The 21,116-nt window shown below is 60.0% G+C and carries 11 protein-coding genes; 10 read left to right on the top strand and 1 reads right to left on the bottom strand.

Annotated elements, in window-relative coordinates; translation table 11 throughout:
• Window positions 1–284: 284 nt before the first annotated feature.
• Complete coding sequence (locus tag ACZ41T_RS07860) at window positions 285–758, bottom strand: REP-associated tyrosine transposase (RefSeq protein WP_464923908.1); 474 nt, start codon at window positions 756–758, stop codon at window positions 285–287.
• A 1,252-nt stretch (window positions 759–2,010) separates the two neighbouring features.
• Between ACZ41T_RS07860 and ACZ41T_RS07855 the strand changes: the two genes are divergently transcribed.
• From ACZ41T_RS07855 to ACZ41T_RS07810, 10 genes are all read left to right on the top strand, one after another.
• Window positions 2,011–2,616, top strand: a complete 606-nt coding sequence (locus tag ACZ41T_RS07855) for a lytic transglycosylase domain-containing protein (RefSeq protein WP_464923907.1) — start codon at window positions 2,011–2,013, stop codon at window positions 2,614–2,616.
• A gap of 266 nt (window positions 2,617–2,882) precedes the next feature.
• Window positions 2,883–3,278, top strand: a complete 396-nt coding sequence (locus tag ACZ41T_RS07850) for a hypothetical protein (RefSeq protein WP_464923906.1) — start codon at window positions 2,883–2,885, stop codon at window positions 3,276–3,278.
• A 113-nt stretch (window positions 3,279–3,391) separates the two neighbouring features.
• A complete protein-coding gene (locus ACZ41T_RS07845) occupies window positions 3,392–4,825 on the top strand; it encodes a hypothetical protein (protein ID WP_464923905.1) in 1,434 nt (477 codons plus the stop codon).
• A gap of 2,136 nt (window positions 4,826–6,961) precedes the next feature.
• Entirely contained in the window at window positions 6,962–8,725 is a 1,764-nt protein-coding gene (locus ACZ41T_RS07840) for a hypothetical protein (protein ID WP_464923904.1), read from the top strand.
• 254 nt (window positions 8,726–8,979) lie between these two features.
• Window positions 8,980–9,879, top strand: coding sequence for a peptidylprolyl isomerase (locus tag ACZ41T_RS07835; protein ID WP_464923903.1), 900 nt, complete (start codon window positions 8,980–8,982; stop codon window positions 9,877–9,879).
• Between the two features lie 466 nt (window positions 9,880–10,345).
• Window positions 10,346–11,470, top strand: coding sequence for an acyltransferase family protein (locus ACZ41T_RS07830; RefSeq protein WP_464923902.1), 1,125 nt, complete (start codon window positions 10,346–10,348; stop codon window positions 11,468–11,470).
• Between the two features lie 4 nt (window positions 11,471–11,474).
• On the top strand, window positions 11,475–12,857 hold the full coding sequence (locus tag ACZ41T_RS07825; RefSeq protein ID WP_464923901.1) for an ABC transporter ATP-binding protein: 1,383 nt from the start codon (window positions 11,475–11,477) through the stop codon (window positions 12,855–12,857).
• On the top strand, window positions 12,854–14,080 hold the full coding sequence (locus ACZ41T_RS07820) for a GT99 family glycosyltransferase N-terminal domain-containing protein (RefSeq protein WP_464923900.1): 1,227 nt from the start codon (window positions 12,854–12,856) through the stop codon (window positions 14,078–14,080). Before ACZ41T_RS07825 ends, ACZ41T_RS07820 begins: the two co-directional genes overlap by 4 nt.
• A 254-nt stretch (window positions 14,081–14,334) precedes the next feature.
• Window positions 14,335–15,462 (top strand): acyltransferase family protein, encoded by a 1,128-nt coding sequence (locus tag ACZ41T_RS07815; protein WP_464923899.1) that lies wholly within the window; start codon window positions 14,335–14,337, stop codon window positions 15,460–15,462.
• On the top strand, window positions 15,446–19,843 hold the full coding sequence (locus ACZ41T_RS07810; protein ID WP_464923898.1) for a glycosyltransferase: 4,398 nt from the start codon (window positions 15,446–15,448) through the stop codon (window positions 19,841–19,843). Before ACZ41T_RS07815 ends, ACZ41T_RS07810 begins: the two co-directional genes overlap by 17 nt.
• The last annotated feature ends 1,273 nt before the right edge of the window (window positions 19,844–21,116 follow it).

The raw sequence follows: 21,116 nt of genomic DNA, 5'->3' as shown, positions 1-21,116 counted from the left end.
GATGGCAATGTTTTTGTGGGAGCGGGTTTACCCGCGATTCTCAGCGTCGGCTTCGCAGCTGAAGCCGCTCCCACAGAGGACAACGGCGGTGTTTTTGTGGGGGTCAATCGCGGGTAAACCCGCTCCCACAGGGGACGACGGTGGTGTTTTTGTGGAGGGCAATCGTGGGTAAACCCGCTCGGCGATGTTTTTGTGGGAGCGGGTTTACCCGCGATTCCCGGCGCCAACTTCGCGGCTGAAACCACAGGGAGTAACAGTTTTTTGTAGGGGGCGGGTTTATCCCTTCATAACCAAACCGCGTCCCAATGGGAGTATTGCCGAACGGAGTTAACCAACCCCGCACGCACGGGATTGGCAACGATATAGCGAGCGATGTGCTGTAAATCAGCCTCGTCGCGCATGCCCTGGTCATGGAATCCGCCCTGCCAGACCGCCCTGCCGGGGGTGCCGCGACTGCGGTTGATGGCACCGCCACTCAGGGATTTGAACCGCCGCAGCAGATCCGGGAGCGCGGCATCGGTCAACTGCAGCAGCCAATGCAGGTGATCTGGCATCAGCACAAAGGCGAGCGTGCTGCACAGCCCCGCTTCGTCGCAAACGCGCAATTCCCGTATCGCCAAGCGGGCCAGATGTAAATCGGCGAACAGCGGCAAGCGGTCTCGCGTTATTGTGGTGACAAGATAACCCCGCCCGATTTCCGAGACACGGCCAATCCGCAGATTGCGGCTATGAGGAGGGAGCGTCATGGCGATAATCATGACAGAAATGCTGGCGTTGACAGGAGCGGGTTGCCGGCGTTTACCGCAATCGCGGGTAAACCCGCTCCCACAAAACATCGCCGTCGTCCCTGTGGGAGCGGCTTCAGCCGCGAAATGGCCGCTGCAATCGCGGGTAAACCCGCTCCCACAAAAACATCGCCGTCGCCCTTGTGGGAGCGGCTTCAGCCGCGAAATGGCCGCTGCAATCGCGGGTAAACCCACTCCCACAAAACATTGCCGTCGCCCCTGTGGGAGCGGCTTCAGCCGCGAAATGGCCGCTGCAATCGCGGGTAAACCCGCTCCCACAAAAACATCGCCATCGCCCTTGTGGGAGCGGCTTCAGCCGCGAAATGGCCGCTGCAATCGCGGGTAAACCCACTCCCACAAAACATTGCCGTCGCCCCTGTGGGAGCGGCTTCAGCCGCGAAATGGCCGCCGGGAATCGCGGGTAAACCCGCTCCCACAAAAACACCGCCATCGCCCTTGTGGGAGCGGCTTCAGCCGCGAAATGGCCGCTGCAATCGCGGGTAAACCCGCTCCCACAAAACACCGCCGTCGTCCCTGTGGGAGCGGCTTCAGCCGCGAAATGGCCGCCGAGAATCGCGGGTAAACCCGCTCCCGCAAAACACCGCCGTCGTCCCTGTGGGAGCGGCTTCAGCCGCGAAATGGCCGCTGCAATCGCGGGTAAACCCACTCCCACAAAACATTGCCGTCGCCCCTGTGGGAGCGGCTTCAGCCGCGAAATGGCCGCTGCAATCGCGGGTAAACCCACTCCCACAAAACATTGCCGTCGCCCCTGTGGGAGCGGCTTCAGCCGCGAAATGGCCGCTGCAATCGCGGGTAAACCCGCTCCCACAAAACACCGCCGTCGTCCCTGTGGGAGCGGCTTCAGCCGCGAAATGGCCGCCGAGAATCGCGGGTAAACCCGCTCCCACAAAAACATCGCCATCGCCCTTGTGGGAGCGGCTTCAGCCGCGAAATGGCCGCTGCAATCGCGGGTAAACCCACCCCCACAAAACATTGCCGTCGCCCCTGTGGGAGCGGCTTCAGCCGCGAAATGGCCGCCGAGAATCGCGGGTAAACCCGCTCCCACAAAAACATCGCCATCGTCCCTGTGGGAGCGGCTTCAGCCGCGAATCTGGCGCCGCCAAACTCTTTGCCCCGAAAACAAACCGCCTGCTGGGCGAGTACGGGCATCCCAATAGGCGATCTGCGTTAAAATGCACCCGTCCACCCCATGCCTTGTAAATCCGTGCCGCGAATTTTCTTCATCATCCTGGTTGCGCTGGCTGCCCCGGCGCAGGCCGACGTGTATGCCTATGCGGGTGCCGATGGCGTCGCGCATTACACCAACGCCCCGGACACCAGCGCCACGGGAGGCGGCCTTTACCGGCGCATATCCAGCCTGCTGGAGGAAGCCGGGAAAAACAATCGCGCGCGCGCGCCGGCTGTCAAGGGCAACGTCGCCGCCTTCGCCCCGCACATCGAACAAGCCGCGGGCGAGGCCGGCATCGATGCTGCCCTGGTTCATGCCGTCATTACCGCTGAATCGGGCTACAACCCGGCGGCCGTATCGCGAACCGGCGCCCAGGGCCTGATGCAGCTCATGCCCGAAACGGCCAAACGTTATGCGGTCAAGGACGTCTTCGACCCCCAACAGAATATTCGCGGCGGCACCCGTTACCTGCGTGACTTGCTGGACATGTTCGACAACAACATCGAACTTGCGCTGGCGGCCTACAATGCCGGTGAGAATGCCGTGATCCGGCATGGCAGAAAAATTCCGCCCTATCGTGAAACGCAGGCTTATGTGCCGAAGGTCATGCGTCTTTACAGCCAATACAATGCACAGCTCTGAGCGGGGCGCTGCTTTGCACGTAATTCTGCTAAAGTTCGGTTGCGAACCTACGTTAATGCTCTGGCCAAGCGCGCAGCGCCTGTGAACAGCCGTCTTGATGTCTTGTTCGCCCGGAAACAAAAGGTCGGGATAAACCCGGTTTTCCCCGAGCAAGGCATGTTGATGGCTTGGAGCTTGGAGGAGGTTGTTTTTAAAAATGGAGGTGAAGCCAGGTGTTTAGTGTAAGTAGCCGCAGATCTTTTGTCGTGGCTGGGTTGGCGTACGCAATGCTGTCTGCCTTACCCGGTTGCGCCACCCTTGAGCCGGAAGAGAGCGAAAAATGGCGGGAGTCCCAGCGCCCGGTATTAAAAGCGCGCGCCGAGGCTCGATGGGATGCCCTGATCAAGGGGGATATAGAAAAAGCCTATGTTCACACGACACCTGAATACCGGGCTGTTGTAAATCTGCAACAATACAAGGGGAAGTACGGGCGTGTTCTTGACTGGCAGGGCGCGCGCGTTGTTGACATCAGCTATGATGTCCCTACCGTTGCTACTGTTTCGGTGGAAGTGACTTATCGAGTCGGTCTCCCCGGTATGGGTGGGGAGGTGATAGAAACGCAAAAGGTCATCTCCGAGAAATGGATTTACAAGAATCGGGAGTGGTGGTACACCTTCAACTAACAGCGTGGGCATGTTAAGGTTTGCGCCCGTAACGTTGGTTACAATGTTGTAGCTGGGGCCAAGCGCTTGGCTTAACTTTGGTTTGTTTTTTTTTTCCTTGCAAGGAGTAATAAGTGATGAAATCTTTGAATATCCGCAAAAAACTCGTAACCCTGGCTGTCGCTTCCGTCGTCAGCGGCGGTGCCATGATGGCGATGACGGCTCCGGCCCATGCCATGAACGTTTCCCAGGATGGTCTTGGCCAGGTTTTGCTGTTCCCCTACTACACGGTCAAGAACGGTCTTGACACCCTCTTTACCGTGACCAACACGTCCGACAAAACGGTGACTTTCAAGGTTCGTTTCCGCGAAGCGCTGAACAGCCGCGAAGTGCGTGACTTCAACGTCGTTCTTTCGCCGTACGACCATTGGGGCGCGGTGGTGACTTCCACCACTGCTGGCGGCGCGCTGCTCCGCACCTGGGACAAGACCTGTACCTCGCCGCAGCTGCCCGCAAGCGCCACCCATGCCGGCGCAACGGAAATCGCCTTTACGAATACGGAGTTCTCCGGCGCTCTGACCGATGGCGCTGTTGGGACTATGGACCGCGTTCAGGAAGGCTATTTCGAAATCATCCAGATGGGCGTTAGCGACCGCGACACCGCTGTCTCGACCAACACCCTCGAGTACAACGCCAAGCACGTGAGCGGCGTGCCGCGCGATTGCGCTTTGGTGGACCAGATGTTCCTGCCGGCCGGTGTTGCCACGCTCAATGGCTACATGCTGCCGCCTGAAAACATCCTGAAGGGCCATACCACCTATATCAATGTGGCCAACGGCACGGCAATCGACGCCGAGCCGACCGCGATCGAGGATTTCCAGACCCTCGGCCCCATCAACGCCGAGCCGGGCGGTCAGTCTCCTTCGCTCGCGAACGGTAATGCGGTCGGGACGATCAATGCTCTGACAGATGGCCAGCCTGTTTCTGCAGCCTATGCCGGCTCGGTAAATGGCGTGTCGGAAATCCTGCGCGCGCAATCGGTGATCAACGAGTACGCAACCGGTACCGGCGCATCCACGAGCTGGGTGATGACCTTCCCGACCAAGCACCACTACACCGACTCGTATACTTCGGGCACGGGTCCCACCGCCAAAGATCAACCCCCTGTCGTTGGCGGCGGCTTCTCCGAGTGGTTCTATACCACGATCAAGAACGGCATGTCGTGCGACAACATCGGCCTGAACATCTATAACCGCGAAGAAGGCACGGTCCAGAACCTGGGCAACACCAACTTCTCGCCGGCGCCGACCGCTGAGTATGTCGAGCTGTGCTACGAGGCCAACGTGGTCGACTTCAACGGTTCCAGCGTGTTCGGCCTCGGCACCAACCGCTTGGGCGTGAGCACGAGCGCTGTGGGCACGGCTGGCTGGGCCGAGATGATGTTTAGTGAAGCGGACGCAGTGACCGCCGGGGGCCTGCCTGTGATCGGTTTCGCTGCCACCGTTCGCGATGCAGGCGGCGCTACTGTGAACTATGGTTCCAGCACCGTGCATAGCTATCGGCGTTAAGTAGAGCTGGTAGGTAGCATCTGTAGTTTTAAAGAGCCTGCGCAAGCAGGCTCTTTTTTTTGGGGGCTCTGTCATCGTTCTTATTGATATTGGCCGGTTTTGTGGGAGCGGCTTCAGCCGCGATGCGGGCGGTAGCCCGCAAAGGTGGCGCGGCAAGAACCTGGCGAGCATTTGCTTTTTGCGCCTGGCGGCGCATCGCGGCTGAAGCCGCTCCCACGGGGCTGCCTGCGGGATGCCGCAGGGTAGGAGCTTCATCGGAGGGGGCAAGACATGAATCAACAGCCAACCGTGACATCGCAAACTTGCAGCTTGCAGCTTGCAGCTTTTTTCACCGTTATTTGCTGGTGTTGGCCGGTTTTGTGGGAGCGGCTTTAGCCGCGATGCGGGCGGTAGCCCGCAAAGGTGGCGCGGCAAGACCCTGGCGAGAATTTGTCATTTTGCGCCTTGCGGCGCATCGCGGCTAAAGCCGCTCCCACGGGGCCGCCTGTGGGATGCCGCAGGGTAGGGGCTTCATCGGAGGGGGCAAGACATGAATCAACAGCCAACCGTGACATCGCAAACTTGCAGCTTGCAGCTTGCAGCTTTTTTCACCGTTATTTGCTGGTGTTGGCCGGTTTTGTGGGAGCGGCTTTAGCCGCGATGCGGGCGGTAGCCCGCAAAGGTGGCGCGGCAAGACCCTGGCGAGAATTTGTCATTTTGCGCCTTGCGGCGCATCGCGGCTAAAGCCGCTCCCACGGGGCCGCCTGTGGGATGCCGCAGGGTAGGGGCTTCATCGGAGGGGGCAAGACATGAATCAACAGCCAACCGTGACATCGCAAACTTGCAGCTTGCAGCTTGCAGCTTTTTTCACCGTTATTTGCTGGTGTTGGCCGGTTTTGTGGGAGCGGCTTTAGCCGCGATGCGGGCGGTAGCCCGCAAAGGTGGCGCGGCAAGACCCTGGCGAGAATTTGTCATTTTGCGCCTTGCGGCGCATCGCGGCTAAAGCCGCTCCCACGGGGCCGCCTGTGGGATGCCGCAGGGTAGGGGCTTCATCGGAGGGGGCAAGACATGAATCAACAGCCAACCGTGACATCGCAAACTTGCAGCTTGCAGCTTGCAGCTTTTTTCACCGTTATTTGCTGGTGTTGGCCAGCTTTGTGGGAGCGGCTTTAGCCGCGATGCGGGCGGTAGCCCGCAAAGGTGGCGCGGCAAGACCCTGGCGAGAATTTGTCATTTTGCACCTTGCGACGCATCGCGGCTAAAGCCGCTCCCACGGGGCCGCCTGCGGGATGCCGCAGGGTAGGGGCTTCATCGGAGGGGGCAAGACATGAATCAACAGCCAACCGTGACATCGCAAACTTGCAGCTTGCAGCTTGCAGCTTTTTTCACCGTTATTTGCTGGTGTTGGCCGGTTTTGTGGGAGCGGCTTTAGCCGCGATGCGGGCGGTAGCCCGCAAAGGTGGCGCGGCAAGACCCTGGCGAGAATTTGTCATTTTGCGCCTTGCGGCGCATCGCGGCTAAAGCCGCTCCCACGGGGCCGCCTGTGGGATGCCGCAGGGTAGGGGCTTCATCGGAGGGGGCAAGACATGAATCAACAGCCAACCGTGACATCGCAAACTTGCAGCTTGCAGCTTGCAGCTTTTTTCACCGTTATTTGCTGGTGTTGGCCAGCTTTGTGGGAGCGGCTTTAGCCGCGATGCGGGCGGTAGCCCGCAAAGGTGGCGCGGCAAGACCCTGGCGAGAATTTGTCATTTTGCACCTTGCGACGCATCGCGGCTAAAGCCGCTCCCACGGGGCCGCCTGCGGGATGCCGCAGGGTAGGGGCTTCATCGGAGCATGACTTCAACAACCAACGGCGCAAGATCAGAGGGGGCAAGACATGACTTCAACAACCAACCGTGACATAGCCAAAAAACACCTCAAGTTACGCGTGCGGTTGCCGCTATACCCTGCACGGGGTCAAGAGTTCGATTCCCAACACACTCGTCGAAAGGTCCGCAGGCAGCAAGCAGGTTATGATCGTATATGTAAGCCAATCGCGATACAATTTGAACTTAATGCCATGCGCACACTCTACGGCCTGCATGTTTAAAATGCGGACAGCGTTAATCCATAGTGCCCCGGTCAACTGAGATGCCAGTCTTTAAAGGAAGCGAAATGAATCTGTTCAAAAGCAAGCGCTGGGTGGCGATCGCCATCGGCCTCCTGAGTGGCCCCGCGCTGGCGGTCGACATCTCATGCACGATCACACCGGCCTACTCGATTATCACCGAGGGCCAAACGCTTCAACTGGCTGCCAACTGCACTGGCGGTGATCTTAAGAGTATCGACTGGAAGATGATAGACACTTCCGTCACGGGCGCCGTTCCCATTTCCGTCACGGGGGTCATTGACCTGGACGGATCTGTCGATAAAGAAATCAAATATACAACCCCGGTCGGACTTGGCGACGCAAATGTTTCGCAGGAGTTCGCGTTTACAGTGGCGGGCGTGCCGGTTGTTGGTACGGATGTCTTTACCGGCAGCACCAGCGCCAAGGTCGTGGTCAAGCCGTCGAGTGTAGTGCTTGCCTTGGCCAATGGGGTTGCCGCGACGCCCGATACCAAAGCTCCGGGGGCGTGTGGTGGCGCAGATGGCACCGCCGTCACCGCCATGCCCACGGGTACGGCGCAGTGCGCCACCGGCAGTACTGCGGCGTTGCCCATCTCCGGGCCGCAGTCCTTTACCTGGTCCTGCCTCAGCCTGACCGGCGGCGCCGAAGCCAGCTGCTATGCGATACGTGGCTTTACGGTCACGGCCACCGCCGGCACCAACGGGAGCGTCGACCCCAAAACTCAGGGTGTGGCCAGCGGTGGCGTTGCGCTTGTGTATGCAACGCCGGCCTTGGGTTACAGCTCAAGCATGAGCGGATGCGGCGGAACTCAATCCGGGAATACCTTCACCACCGGCCCGGTCACGGCGGACTGCACCGTGACAGCGAGCTTTACCAATGCGCCGGTGTCGGGTACGTGCGGCGGTGCGGCGGGGGCGACGACCACCTCTGCGCCGAGTGCCAATCTGTGCACCACTGGCAGCGCGTCGATCGTGTCGGCAGCGACGGCGGCGTACAGTTGGACCTGCGCGGGAACGAACGGCGGTACGACGGCGAGCTGCACGGCGCCCCGTGCCTACACGGTCAGCGCCAGCGCCGGCGCCAACGGGAGCATCAGCCCCGCGAGCAAGGACGTGGTTGGCAACACCTCCACCACATTCACCGTGACCCCCGTGACGGGTTATGCTGCCACGGTAAGCGGTTGCGGCGGTTCGCTCAGTGGCAGCACTTACACGACGGGCGCGATCACGACGGCCTGTACCGTGACGGCGAGCTTCGCTCTGCAGACGGTATCCCTCACCGATCCGGGTTCTGGCCTGTGGGTGCCGCCCAACACAACCAACCTCTTGATTGCGGATCAGAGCGGCCCGACTGCGGCCTATCTGTCGAGCTATGTTCCGGGCTGCCTGAATGGCCTTTATATTACCTCGTCATGGAATACCGGCTGTGGTGTAAACAGCTCGTTTACCGGCACGGTATCCGGCACAAGCACGACAACCACATTCTCCTTCGGGGCTGGAAGGGTTCTGGGTCTGCGCTATATGTCGAAATCGACCGCCGGCACTTCGTTGAGGTATTTCACCTTGGCCAGTGCGGATGGCGGCAACTCCGGCTCGATGAGCGTGTGGTTGAGCGACAGCCCGACGGCGACCTATGCCGAAACTTCAAGCGCCTGCAAGAGCACCGATACGATGCAGCCATACGTCGTTACCGGGCCTGGTTATTGTCCGATCGTGGCCAACAAACGGTATTATCTGTTCATGAGCACGACCAGGACGGATGCCAACCTTCGCTATCTGGTAAATGAAGGTGTCTCGGACTTTTATTGATCCGAATTCATAGGGATCCTGAGTGCCCGGTTCTGCCGGGCACTTTTTTTTGCTTCCGTTGTCGGTTTTACCGTGCGCGAGGGAACATCGGCAGCGGATGTCAACGCGAGGTGCGACGCGGCCCCCGGGATTGCGCGGCAAACCAGGGACAAGGAGTCGAATGCTTCGCCGCGCCAAAACAATACGGAGCGTGGCTTTTGCAGACGAGCCCGCTGGACGCAAACATTTTTTTATTTAAGTTGTGTGGAGAGGATATGAAGAAATCACGAACCGTTTGGATAAAGCCCTGGAATATGCTGGGCGCCATGGCGTTGTTGAGCCTTGCTGCGGGTTCGCATGCCGGCGAGATATCCGATGGCCTGGATGGAGCGCCCATTGCTGAAATCCGTGAAGAACTGAAGAGTGTGCCTCCGGATATACGTGCCAATATGAGCCGCGAGCAGTTAAGCCGATTTATTTCCAATATGCTGATTGACAGGCGGATGGAAAAAGCTGCTCTGGCCGCCGGCACGGCCGATTTGCCCGAGGTGCGAGCAGGCATCGCCAGAGCCACCCGGAATGTCGTGGTGCGCGCTTTCGTCGATGCCGAGGCAAAAAAACTGGCCCAGACGCTTCCGGATCTGGACGGCTTGGCCAAAGAGCGCTACGAAGTGAACAAAGCGTCTTATGTCATCCCGGAAGCGATCCGCGTCGCGCATATTTTGCTACGGGTCAATGTCGAGGATCCGGAATCCAGCAATGAGGCGGTACGCGCCAAAGCAGAAAGTCTGTTGGCCGAGCTTCGAAACGGAGCGGATTTCGGCGAGTTGGCGAAGACGCATTCCGAGGATCCTGGAAGTTCCAGAAACAAGGGTGAATTGCCGGGATGGGCTGAAAAAGGCAAACTGGTGCCGCCATTCGAGGACGCCGCCTATGCCTTGAAACCGGGCGAGATGAGCGGCCTGGTGCGCACCAGATTTGGCTATCACATCATTAAATTGCTGGAGAAGCGCGAAGCCAGGCAGCAAACCTTCGAAGAAGTAAAAGAACCCATCGTGTCGGCACTGCGCAATGAGTTTCTGGGCGGAAAACGTGTGGAATGGAGCAAGGCTTTCCAGGGCGACAAGCCGATCGTGCTTGACGATGCGACGCTGGAAGCGCTGAGAACGCCGTAGGGAAGCACGGAATCATTCACGCTTTCTGCCGTTGCGAGGCGGACTGGCATTTGTGGGAGCGGGTTTACCCGCGAAGCACGGAATCATTCACACTTTCTGTCGTTGCGAGTGCAGCGTGGCAATCCAGCGTATCGATTAATCAGGCTTTCTGGATTGCCCTAAAGGACACCGATCCACTATGGGCTGAAGCCCATGTGGAGTCGTACGCCACGTCGCTGTGCGCCGCGCCACGACGAATATCCGCTGGCGGCGTGGCGTGGCGTGTCGGCCCCGTCTATGCGAGACTGAGCCTTTCCGGCCAATCACATCGCGTTTAACGATATGGATCATTATTGCCAAGGTATCCATGCCCTGTTCATTTGGATGAGCAGGTCGAAATTCGTCTCGATGTGATGACGGCCATGGGGAAAACCGCATTCCTGTGCGTATCGATCCGCAGGCAGGGCGCCATTGTGCCGAGACGTAAATGACGGTCGCGCGCAGGAACGACTGGCTTGATCTTTGCCGGGCGCTGGCGATCCTGCTCGTGCTGCTGAGCCATGGCCGTTTTTTTCTGCGGGCGGCCATGCCGTGGGCGGAATATCTGCGTTTTGGCGGTTTCATGGGGGTGGAACTGTTCTTCGCATTGAGTGGGTTTCTGATCGGGGGCATCCTCATCCGTCTTTCCAGGGGGGGCGGTACGCACTGGTTGAGCGGGTTTTATGCCCGTCGCTGGTTCCGCACGCTGCCCAATTACTATCTGTTTTTGCTGGTCAATGTGCTGCTGGTCTTGTTTGGGGTTTATTCCGCTGAATTGAAAGTGGTCTGGAAATATCTGTTTTTTATTCAGAACCTGTTCGGTCCCCATCCGCTTTTCTTCTCCGAAGCCTGGAGCCTGGCGCTGGAAGAGGTGTTCTATCTGCTGTTTCCGCTCCTGTTTCTGCTGCTGGGCCGGGTGCTGGGTCTGCGGCCTGCCCGCTCGATCCTGGTTGTGGCCGTGACGGTGATCGTGGTGTCCCTGGTGGCGCGCCTGTTGGTCGCGAACTCGATCGAGATGTGGGACACGGGGCTGAGGAAAGTCGTTTTTCTGCGTTTCGATACCCTGATGTTCGGCGTGCTGCTGGCCTGGATGGTTGACCGGCATCCCCGCTGGCTGAGAAACCCCGGACTGGCGACCGGGATGACGATGATTTTCGTGGCCTGCGTAATATATTACGTCTCGGCCACGGATGCGGAGCTGAACGAATCGTTCTTCGCCAAGACGCTTTATCTGAGCCTTGTGCCCGTCGGTTGCGCGGGTCTGCTGCTGATCGGAATCGAGCGCCGCTTGCCTGGCTGGCTGGCAACGGCGAGCGGGTTTTTGGCCCGGATTTCATATTCCGTGTATCTGGTCAACATCCCCGTGATGCTGATATTGATTCATCTGTTCGGTTGCTGTGAGGGTTCCAGGTTAGGGGCATTGGGGATGTGGCTGGCTTTCATGGTGCTGACCCTGACGATTTCACACGGGGTGTATGAAGCGTACGAGAAGCGCTTCAATGCCCTGCGCGACCGGCATTTTCCCGCTACCGTGTCGGGCGTTCGTGCTACTGTGCGGACCGGCCATGCATGATGCAATGAATCCATCCCTGGACACGAATGCCCCAAGCGGCGAGATCGAGGCTGGGCGCGCTTCCGGGTATGCAATCCGGATAAAGGGGGTATCCAAATACTTCCCCATTTACGACACGCCGCGCGATCGCCTCAAGCAGATGGTGATGCCCAGGCTGCATCGCCTGTTTGGGCGGGCCCCCCGGCGCTATCACCGGGAATTCCGGGCGCTGAACGAAGTGAGCTTCGACATCCGGCGCGGGGAAACGGTCGGAATCATCGGCCGCAACGGTGCGGGCAAATCCACGCTGCTGCAGATCATCAGCGGCACGCTTAACCCCAGCGCCGGGGCGGTGGAAACGCGCGGCCGCATCGCTGCGCTGCTGGAACTGGGCGCGGGTTTCAACCCGGAATTCACCGGCCGCGAAAACGTGTTCATGAATGGTTCGATCCTGGGCCTGCCTCACGAAGAGGTGGCACGACGTTTCGATGAAATCGCGGCTTTTGCGGATATCGGCGCGTTCATCGACCGCCCGGTCAAGACCTACTCCAGCGGCATGTATGTGCGCCTGGCATTTGCCGTGCAGGCCTGCGTCGATCCGGACATCCTCATCGTCGACGAGGCGCTTTCGGTGGGCGACATCGGCTTTCAGTATAAGTGCTTCAAGCGCATGGAGGCACTGCGGGAGAAGGGCGTCACCATCCTGATGGTGACGCATGCCACTGGCAGCATTCTGGAATATGCCGACCGCTGCATCGTGCTGGACGGTGGCCGGGTGATCCATGACACCCCCGATGTGCTGGCCGCTGTGCTGGCCTACGAGAAGGGCATGATGAGCCAGGCGCAGACCCAGCAGGTGGAACCGGTTCCGGACGCCGATCGCGATACGCGCCGGATGTCGGTGAGCGAACTCAAGGCGATCCAGGAACGCGAATGGAATCGGGAGCTGGGAGAAAAACGTTTCGGCAGCGCCCGTGCGATCATTGAACGGATTGACTTGTACAAGGGAGACGGAGCCTCGCTGGAGAAAAACCCCTTGCTCAAGCCGAACGAGGAAGTCGTATTCCGGTTCAGTCTTCTGGCGGCGGAGACCATCCCGAATGTGGCCCTGGGCATCTCGATTTCCGGGGTGCGGGGCGGCGATATCTGGGGCGATAACAATCTCAACGCCAACCAGTCTTTGAATCTGGAACCCGGAAGGCATGAAGTGGAATACCGGGTGCGGCTGCCCCTCAGCTCCGGGGAATATCTGGTGCATTGCGGTCTGGCCTGTTTTAACGGCGAGGATCGGGAAGAGCTGGATCAGCGTCGCCCGGTGAGCCATTTGCGCTTCTGGTCACCGCGCGATCAGGTCGGGGTGGTGCATGCGCCGATCCGGATTTCCCAGCCGGGGGCCACCGAGGAATGATCGCTGCATTCCTGCTGCCGTTTCCGCTGCGCGGCTACCGGGCGCCTTATCTGTGGGTGTATTACCGTCTGCTGTCGTCGTTCGGCGAACGCATGCTGTTCGTCGCGAGCGAGGACTACTCCCGGGACCCGGAATACTGGCAGGCGCAAAACCGCTGGGAAATGCAACCGGGCAGCGCGCAGCGGCTCCACTATCAGGCGCCGACTCGCGAGATCATGGATGGTCATGATTACGGTTTTTTGCCCGAGACGGTTTTTGAGGCATTGCTGGCGGACAACGGCGGAAACCCCATCGCTGCTTTCAGACGGCTGTTGAGCGAGCGTGTGCCCTGCCTCGATGCCGCCTTCGCGGAAATCCTGTCGCAGCCATCCGCAGAAGGGATCGAGGCCATCCTGACCTGGTGCAACTGCCCATCGCTGAGCGCGGCGGCTGAGGAAAAAGGCATCCCGGTGGTGCATCTGGAGTTGGGCCCCCTGCGCTGGCCGCAATACCGGCCCACAGCCTATCTCGATTTCAGTGGCGTAAACGGCAATACCGAGGTCGAGCGGCGTTATCTGGAAAGCGGTTTTCGGCACGGGGCCGGGTTTGACATCGAGGCGCTGCGCCGCTTTTTTTATCAGGCCGGGTTTTATCAGGCCGGGAACGGCGAGACGCCAGCGGCGCGATTCGATCTTGGCGTGGCGCTCCAGGTTGAGGACGATTCCAATTTGCTGGCCTTCGGTCATGGCTTCGATAATCAGTCCCTGCTGGCTTACGCCCATTTGCGCCGCCCCGATGGCGGTGTGCTGGTGCGTGGCCATCCGGGCAGCCTGTTCGCGCTCAGGCCGGACTGGTATCAAGTGGATGACTCACCGGACAGCGTGGCATTCATCCGCCGCTGTGAAAAGATTCTGACCATCAATTCCAGCGTCGGGCTGGAAGCGATGCTGATGGGAAAGCCGGTCGAGGTGCTGGGCGACTGCGCGCACCGCTTCATTGCGGAGGCGGGCGGCGAGCCGGAGCGGGTGGCGCGCCTGGCGTTCTACCTGTTCGCCTATCTCGTTCCGATGGACCTGATCCACGATTCAGCTTACTTGCGTTTCCGTCTCGGGCAGCCTTCGGAGTTCGAAATCGTCCTCCGGCATCTGGCGGCTTATGGCGTCGACGTTGGGATCTTGCGACAGGCTTCCGGCTCACTCTCGCGTTTGCTCGAACTGGCAGGGTTGTCCGATGCGCCCATCTGATTGCCGTGCGTCGGGCCCCTGGTGGGCGAGGGTGCGATGAACCCAGATTGTCCATTAGCCGATTTGTGGCTCGTAGGGTGCGCCGTGCGCACCGATCCATGCGCCATGGTGCGCACAGCGCACCCTACGAACCTTCCCGCTCCCGGTCGCACCATCATCGTGTGCCTAATGGACAATCTGGGATGAAACCCCTCGCGCACTGGCTTCATTTCAGGTTCGTCGAGCCATTCCAGCCGGACAAAAGCCATCTGGATGTGCTGACCGGCATTCGTGGATGGGCTGCATTGTGGGTGTTTCTGTACCATGTCTGGAGCCTGTCTGGACACCCCGATTTCACCCTGGTACTGGCTGGCGTGCCCGTGGACTTCACCCCATTGGTCAGCATCGGTTTTGCCGGGGTGACGATCTTTTTCGTGCTCTCGGGGTTCTTGCTGGCGATCCCGTTCGCGGAGTGGCAGTCCGGTCTGCGTCAGCGTCCCGCGCTTGACCGTTATTTTCTGCGCCGGGTGATGCGGGTATTCCCGGCGTACTACGCGCAGCTGGCGATCCTGCTGTTGATCGCCGTCTGGGTGCCCGGGCAGACCGGAATCAATGATTGGGGCAGCCTGTTCCGGCATTTACTCATGTTGTTCACCCCGCCACCACTCGGTACCGTGCCCGTCAATGGCGTCTGGTGGACGTTGCCGATTGAATTCTCTTTCTACCTGGTTCTGCCGCTGCTGGCGTTGTTGCTGCGGCCGGGACGTTGGTGGCTGTTGCTCGTGGGCAGCCTGGCGGCCATGTATCTCTGGCGGCATGGCGTGGTTACCCGCATGCCCGATGCCTCGATTCCGCAGCGCGTCGTGGCCACCTATCAGTTGCCGGGTTCCATGGACGCCTTCGGTCTGGGCATGCTGGCGGCGTATCTGTATGTGAACCGGTTGCGCTTGCCTGGCTGGGTGCTGCCGCGTCAGAATCTGGGCCGGCTCGGTCTGCCCGGCCTGGCCCTGGTACTCGTCGCGACCTACTGGTTGCCTGGAAAACGCCACGAATACTGGGCGGACAATCCAATTTTCTATCTGTGGACGCCGGCGCTGGTATTGGGCGTCGCCGCGATCATTCTCGCCGGCGTGGGGGGCGGGCGCATGATCAATCGACTGTTCACCAACCGTTTCATGGTGTATGCCGGCCTGGTCAGCTACAGCTACTACATCTGGCATTTTCCGGTGCTCAACTGGATTGTCGCGACGGAATGGTTCCAGGCGCTAGAAAGCATGCGTTTCCTGACCTTGCTGCTGGTCAGTGCGCCACTGATATTCGTGGTCTCAACGCTTTCCTATGTTCTGGTCGAAGTGCCGGGAATGCGTTTCCGCCGGGGGAGGAACTATGTCCGGCCGCGATGACCATGCCCTCCCGGACCCGGCTCGGGTGGTGGACGTGATCGTCCCCGTATACAGGGGAGTCGAGGAAACCCGACGTTGCATCGAATCGGTCCTGAAGGCGCAGTGCGCGACCCCCTTCGAGCTGGTGTTGATCGACGATGCCAGCCCGGAACCCGAGTTGGCATCGTACTGCGCCTCGCTGGGGAATCGGCCGGGCGTGACGGTGTTGACCAATGCGCGGAATCTCGGCTTTGTCGGCTCGGTGAACCGGGGCATGTCCCTGCACCCCGATCGCGACGTGGTGTTGCTGAACAGCGACACCGAGGTGGCCAATGACTGGCTGGACCGGCTGCGGCGCTGTGCGTACAGCCAGGCGGACATTGGCACGGCGACGCCGTTTTCCAATAACGCGACGATTTGCAGCTATCCGTTTTTTTGCGCGGACAACGCAATGCCGGCGGGGATCGGTCTGGCCGAACTGGACCAGCTGTTCGCGCGGGTCAATTCGGGCGAGCACGTGGAGATTCCGACCGCGATTGGTTTTTGCGTGTATATCAGGCGGGCCTGCCTGAACCAGGTCGGGCTGTTCGATGCCGGGCATTTCGAACGCGGTTACGGCGAAGAGAACGATTTCAGCCGGCGCGCGGCCAAGGCCGGTTGGCGCAATGTGCTATGCGCCGACACGTTCGTGTTTCATGCCGGCGGCGTCAGTTTCCAGGCCGAACGCGAGTGCCTGATGGCGAGTGCCGCCGAGGTGTTGCGCGGTTTGCATCCGGACTACGATGCGCTGATCAGGCACTTCGCCGCCGCGGATGCGCCGGCGAAGTATCGGCGGACAGTCGATATCGCCCTGGCCAGGAAACGCATGGGCCTCGGCCTGACGCCAGAAGACGCCGGCAGCGCCACCACCCATACGACGCGGCTACATGTGGTGCATGACCTTGGAGGCGGCATTGCTCGCTGGGTTGAGGATTTCTGCCAGACCGACCAGGCCGGTGCCAATCTGATACTGGCACCGTATTCCAGCAGCCATGCAAGGGGTGAGGGGCTGGTGCTGCATGCGGGCGGCAAGGACATGGCGCCGTTGGCTTTCTGGCGTTTCGCAGTGCCGATCCAGGTGACGGCGGAGGCGCACCTGGAATATCGAAGGGTGATTGAAGAGATCGTGTGGGACTTCGACGTCGGCGCGGTGCTGGTTTCCTCCTTGATAGGCCATGCGCTGGATGCGCTGGATACAGGATTGCCCACGCTGGTCATCAACCATGATTATTTCCCGGCCTGCCCGACGATCAATCTCCATTTTGGCGATGTTTGCCGATATTGCGACGATGCACGGCTGAGCGAATGCGCTACAAACAATCCAAATTTCCATCCGTTCCAAAACTTCTCCGTCCCTGAACGTTTGCGCGTGCGGGCACGGTTCCTGGAACTGGCGGCACGCAATACCATCGTCATGGTTGTGCCCGACGACAGCGTACGGCTGAATTTGCTCCAGGTTTTTCCGCGCTTACAAACGGCTTCATTCGTCACCATTCCGCATGGTGGTCTTGGTATTCTTACGCCGATTGACCACGCAGCGGATGAACCGGGGGGCCGGCTGCGGGTGGTGGTGTTGGGCGTGCTGCCTACCCACAAGGGCGTTCAGCTCGTGTCCGAGGGATTGCAGCGACTGCTGGAATTCGCCGAGATCCACTTGGTTGGTGCGAAGGAATACGGCGAGATTTTCCGGGATATGCCGGGCGTTCATGTTGTCGACCAATATGCCATGGAGGAACTCCCCGCCATCCTGGCTGCAATTCAGCCTGATGTAGGTCTGCTTCCAAGCATCGTCCCGGAAACATTCAGCTATACCCTGAGCGAGTTTTTCCAGTTGGGCATTCCTCCTGTGGCCACACGACTGGGCGCATTCGCCAGGCGTATCTCGCCCGGCGAAACCGGTTTCCTGTTCGAGCCCAATGCAGAGGCCATGCTGGATTGCCTGCGTGAAATCCATGCGGACAGGGGCAGGCTAAGGCACATCCGGGCCAACTTGCGGAAATTGCCGGCGCGGACGGCGGCGGACATGGTGGCCGAGTACCGCCTCCTTTTACCCTGTGTAGCGAACGCGGGTGGCCTTTCGCAGGCGAGGCCGCAAATCCGGAAGGATTCGTTGACGGAACTGGCAATGACTCAAGCTTTGGCGCTTTCCCGCCAGTGGAAGGAGATCAACAGCCTGCGCCTGAGCCTGGACTTGAAGGCGGAACGCATGCACGGACTGAATCGCCGAAGCGCCGGTTTGCAGGAGGCGCTGCTCGAAAGCGAGCAGACGATCCGGCGGCTGGAGCAGGAGGTGCGCGTGAAGTCCGATGTCATCGCGGCGCAAGTCGCCCAATTGGCGGCAATGTATGCGTCGACGAGTTGGACGGTTTCCGGGCCTGTGCGCTGGACGGGAAATACGCTGCGCAGGGTCAGGCTGTTGATGCCCCTGCTGTATCGGCCGGCCGCTTGGCCGTCCGTCGCGGTGCGCGTGTATCGCGCTTGGCGGCAGGAGGGAGCTGGGGGGGTAAAACAGGCGTTGGTTCAGGAGTTGGTGCAACAATCGGTTTCCGCCCCGGGGTCAGGCACGGATACCGTTTCCAGACCGGATTCGCACACCCACGCGGAGGTGTCGGTGCCGACCGATTGGCGTCAAGAGATCTTCCGACGTTACCGCGAGTCTTTTACCCAAGACAGGCAGGATGCGATCCGCGCGCGCATCGATGCGATGTCCGCGCCACCCTTGATTTCCGTGCTGGTGCCTACCTACAACACCCCGGAGCCCATGCTAAGGGAAATGATCAACTCGATCCTGCGTCAGTGGTATCCGCACTGGGAACTGTGCATCGCCGATGATGGCTCCGATTCACCTCACGTGCGCGCCGTGCTGGAGGAATACAAGGTTTGTGATGCGCGCGTCAAGTTGTCAGTCGGGACGGCGAATTACGGGTTATCTCATGCCATGAATTGCGCGCTGAACATGGCGACGGGTGACTACGTCGTGCTGTTGAACCACGACGACATGCTGGAAGAGCAGGCGTTGTTCCGGGTGGCCGAGACCGTGCTGACGGACGATCCGGACATGCTCTATTCGGACGAGGTGCTGGTCGGCGAGGATGGCGAGACGGTTCAGCATTTCATCTTCCGGCCCGCCTTTTCGCCCGAGTACCTGCGTTCGCATCCCTACATCGTCCACCTGGTCGGTTTCAAACCCGGCTTGCTGAGACAGATCGGGGGGTTCGACGAGAATCTGCGCATTTCCCAGGACTACGATCTGATCCTGCGTGCCAGCGAGCAGGCGAAGACAATCGTGCACATCCCGGAAATGCTCTATCGCTGGCGCATTCACGGCAATTCGGCCGGTCACCGGATGATCGGGCAGGTCATGCAGACTTCGCGCGCGATCTTGCAGCGGCATCTGCAACGCTGCGGCGAAGCCGGCGAGGTGCATGACGGGCCGAGCTTCAACTATTTCGATGTCCGCTATCCGCTGGCGCCGGGCTTGAAGGTGGCCATCGTCATCCCGACGAAGAACCATGGCGACCTGGTGCGGGCCTGCATCGAAAGCATCGAGCGCACGGCCGGCGATGCCGTCTATGAGATCGTGTTGATCGACCATGAGTCCGATGATCCGGCCTCGCGCGCCTACTTCGATAGCCTCGGCTCGCGGGTGACATTGCTGCGCTACAGCGGGCCCTTCAATTTCGCGGCGCTCAACAACTGGGCGGTGGCGCAGCTGGATGGCAGCCATACCCACTACCTTTTCTGCAACAACGATATCGAGGCCATCGCGCCGGGTTGGCTGGAACGCATGCTGGAGCTGGGCCAGAAACCCGATGTCGGCATCGTCGGCGCCAAACTGTATTACCCCGACGGCAAGACCATCCAGCATGCGGGCGTGGTCGTCGCGTGCTGTGGCGTGGCGGAAAACCTCGGGCGCTTCCGGCTGACCAGTGACGATCCGCTCGATTTGGGCTATATCGGCTCGCTCATCACCAACCACGAGGTGTCGGCAGTGACGGGCGCGTGTCTGCTGATCCGTCGCTCGGTATTTGAGGCGATAGGGGGGTTCGACGAAACCATCGTCGTGGGCTATGGCGATGTCGATTTGTGTTTGCGTGTGGGCGAGAAGGGCTATCGCGTCCTGTTTTGCGCGCACGCGGCCTTGCTGCACCACGAGTCATATACACGCGGGCGTTATGCCGAGGACCCGCATCCTGAGGACAGCCTTCGTTTCGTCTCCAAATGGCCGGGCATCTTTGCGCACGGTGATCCTTATTTCAATCCCAACCTCTCCCAAGCCAGCCCGAACTGGCAGGTGGGGCAACCCCTGGAGTTCAGGCTGGATATCCATCGACGTTCCCACGACAAAAGCGCGGCTACTTGATTTCGGCATTGCCGGCGGCCGCCCGTTTGTGTCGCCGGCATGCCGCTTATTCCATTTCTCGTTGGAAGCGGCTGTATTCGCAGGGTGTGTTATACGCACCGTTATTGTTGGTGTGGATAGCGACCGCTATCGATATCTATTGGTTGCTGCCGTTTCTATTGCGAATTGGAATACCGTATCATCCAGCACTGCGCCGCCACCGCCCCCCCTTTAGAGAAGGCTCTTTCATCGTTTTTGTCGGTGTTGGCCAGCCCCGTGGGAGCGGCTTTAGCCGCGATGCGGGCGGTAGCCCGCAAAGGTGGTGTGGCTAGATCCGGTCGAGTATTTACTCTTTGCGCCTGGCGGCGCATCGCGGCTAAAGCCGCTCCCACGGGGCCGCCTGCGAGATGCCGCAGGGTTGGAGCTTCATCGGAGGGGCAAGGCATAAATCAACAGCCAACAGTGACATAGCGAACTTGCAACTTGAAACCTGTAAGCTTTTTTACCGTTATTTGTTGGCATTGGCCAGTTTCGTGGGAGCGGCTTTAGCCGCGATGCGGGCGGTAGCCCGCAAAGGTGGTGCGGCAAGATCCGGTCGAGTATTTACTCTTTGCGCCTGGCGGCGCATCGCGGCTAAAGCCGCTCCCACGGGGCCGCCTGCGAGATGCCGCAGGGTAGGGGCTTCATCGGAGGGGGCAAGACGTAAATCAACAGCCAACAGTGACATAGCGAACTTGCAACTTGAAACCTGTAAGCTTTTTTACCGTTGTTTGTTGGCATTGGCCAGTTTCGTGGGAGCGGCTTTAGCCGCGATGCGGGCGGTAGCCCGCAAAGGTGGTGCGGCAAGATCCTGGCGAGCATTTGCTCTCTGTGCCTTGCGGCGCATCGCGGCTGAAGCCGCTCCCACGGGGCCGCCTGCGGGATACCGCAGGGTAGGGGCTTCATCGGAGGGGGCAAGGCATGACTTCAACAACCAACAGTGACATAGCGAACTTGCAACTTGAAACCTGTAAGCTTTTTTACCGTTATTTGTTGGCATTGGCCAGTTTCGTGGGAGCGGCTTTAGCCGCGATGCGGGCGGTAGCCCGCAAAGGTGGTGTGGCAAGATCCTGGCGAGCATTTGCTCTCTGTGCCTTGCGGCGCATCGCGGCTGAAGCCGCTCCCACGGGGCCGCCTGCGAGATGCCGCAGGGTTGGAGCTTCATCGGAGGGGCAAGGCATAAATCAACAGCCAACAGTGACATAGCGAACTTGAAACTTGAAACCTGTAAGCTTTTTTACCGTTGTTTGTTGGC

This window comes from Thiobacillus thiophilus (genome assembly GCF_055378705.1).
This window is presented reverse-complemented; position numbering and strand designations above follow the sequence as displayed.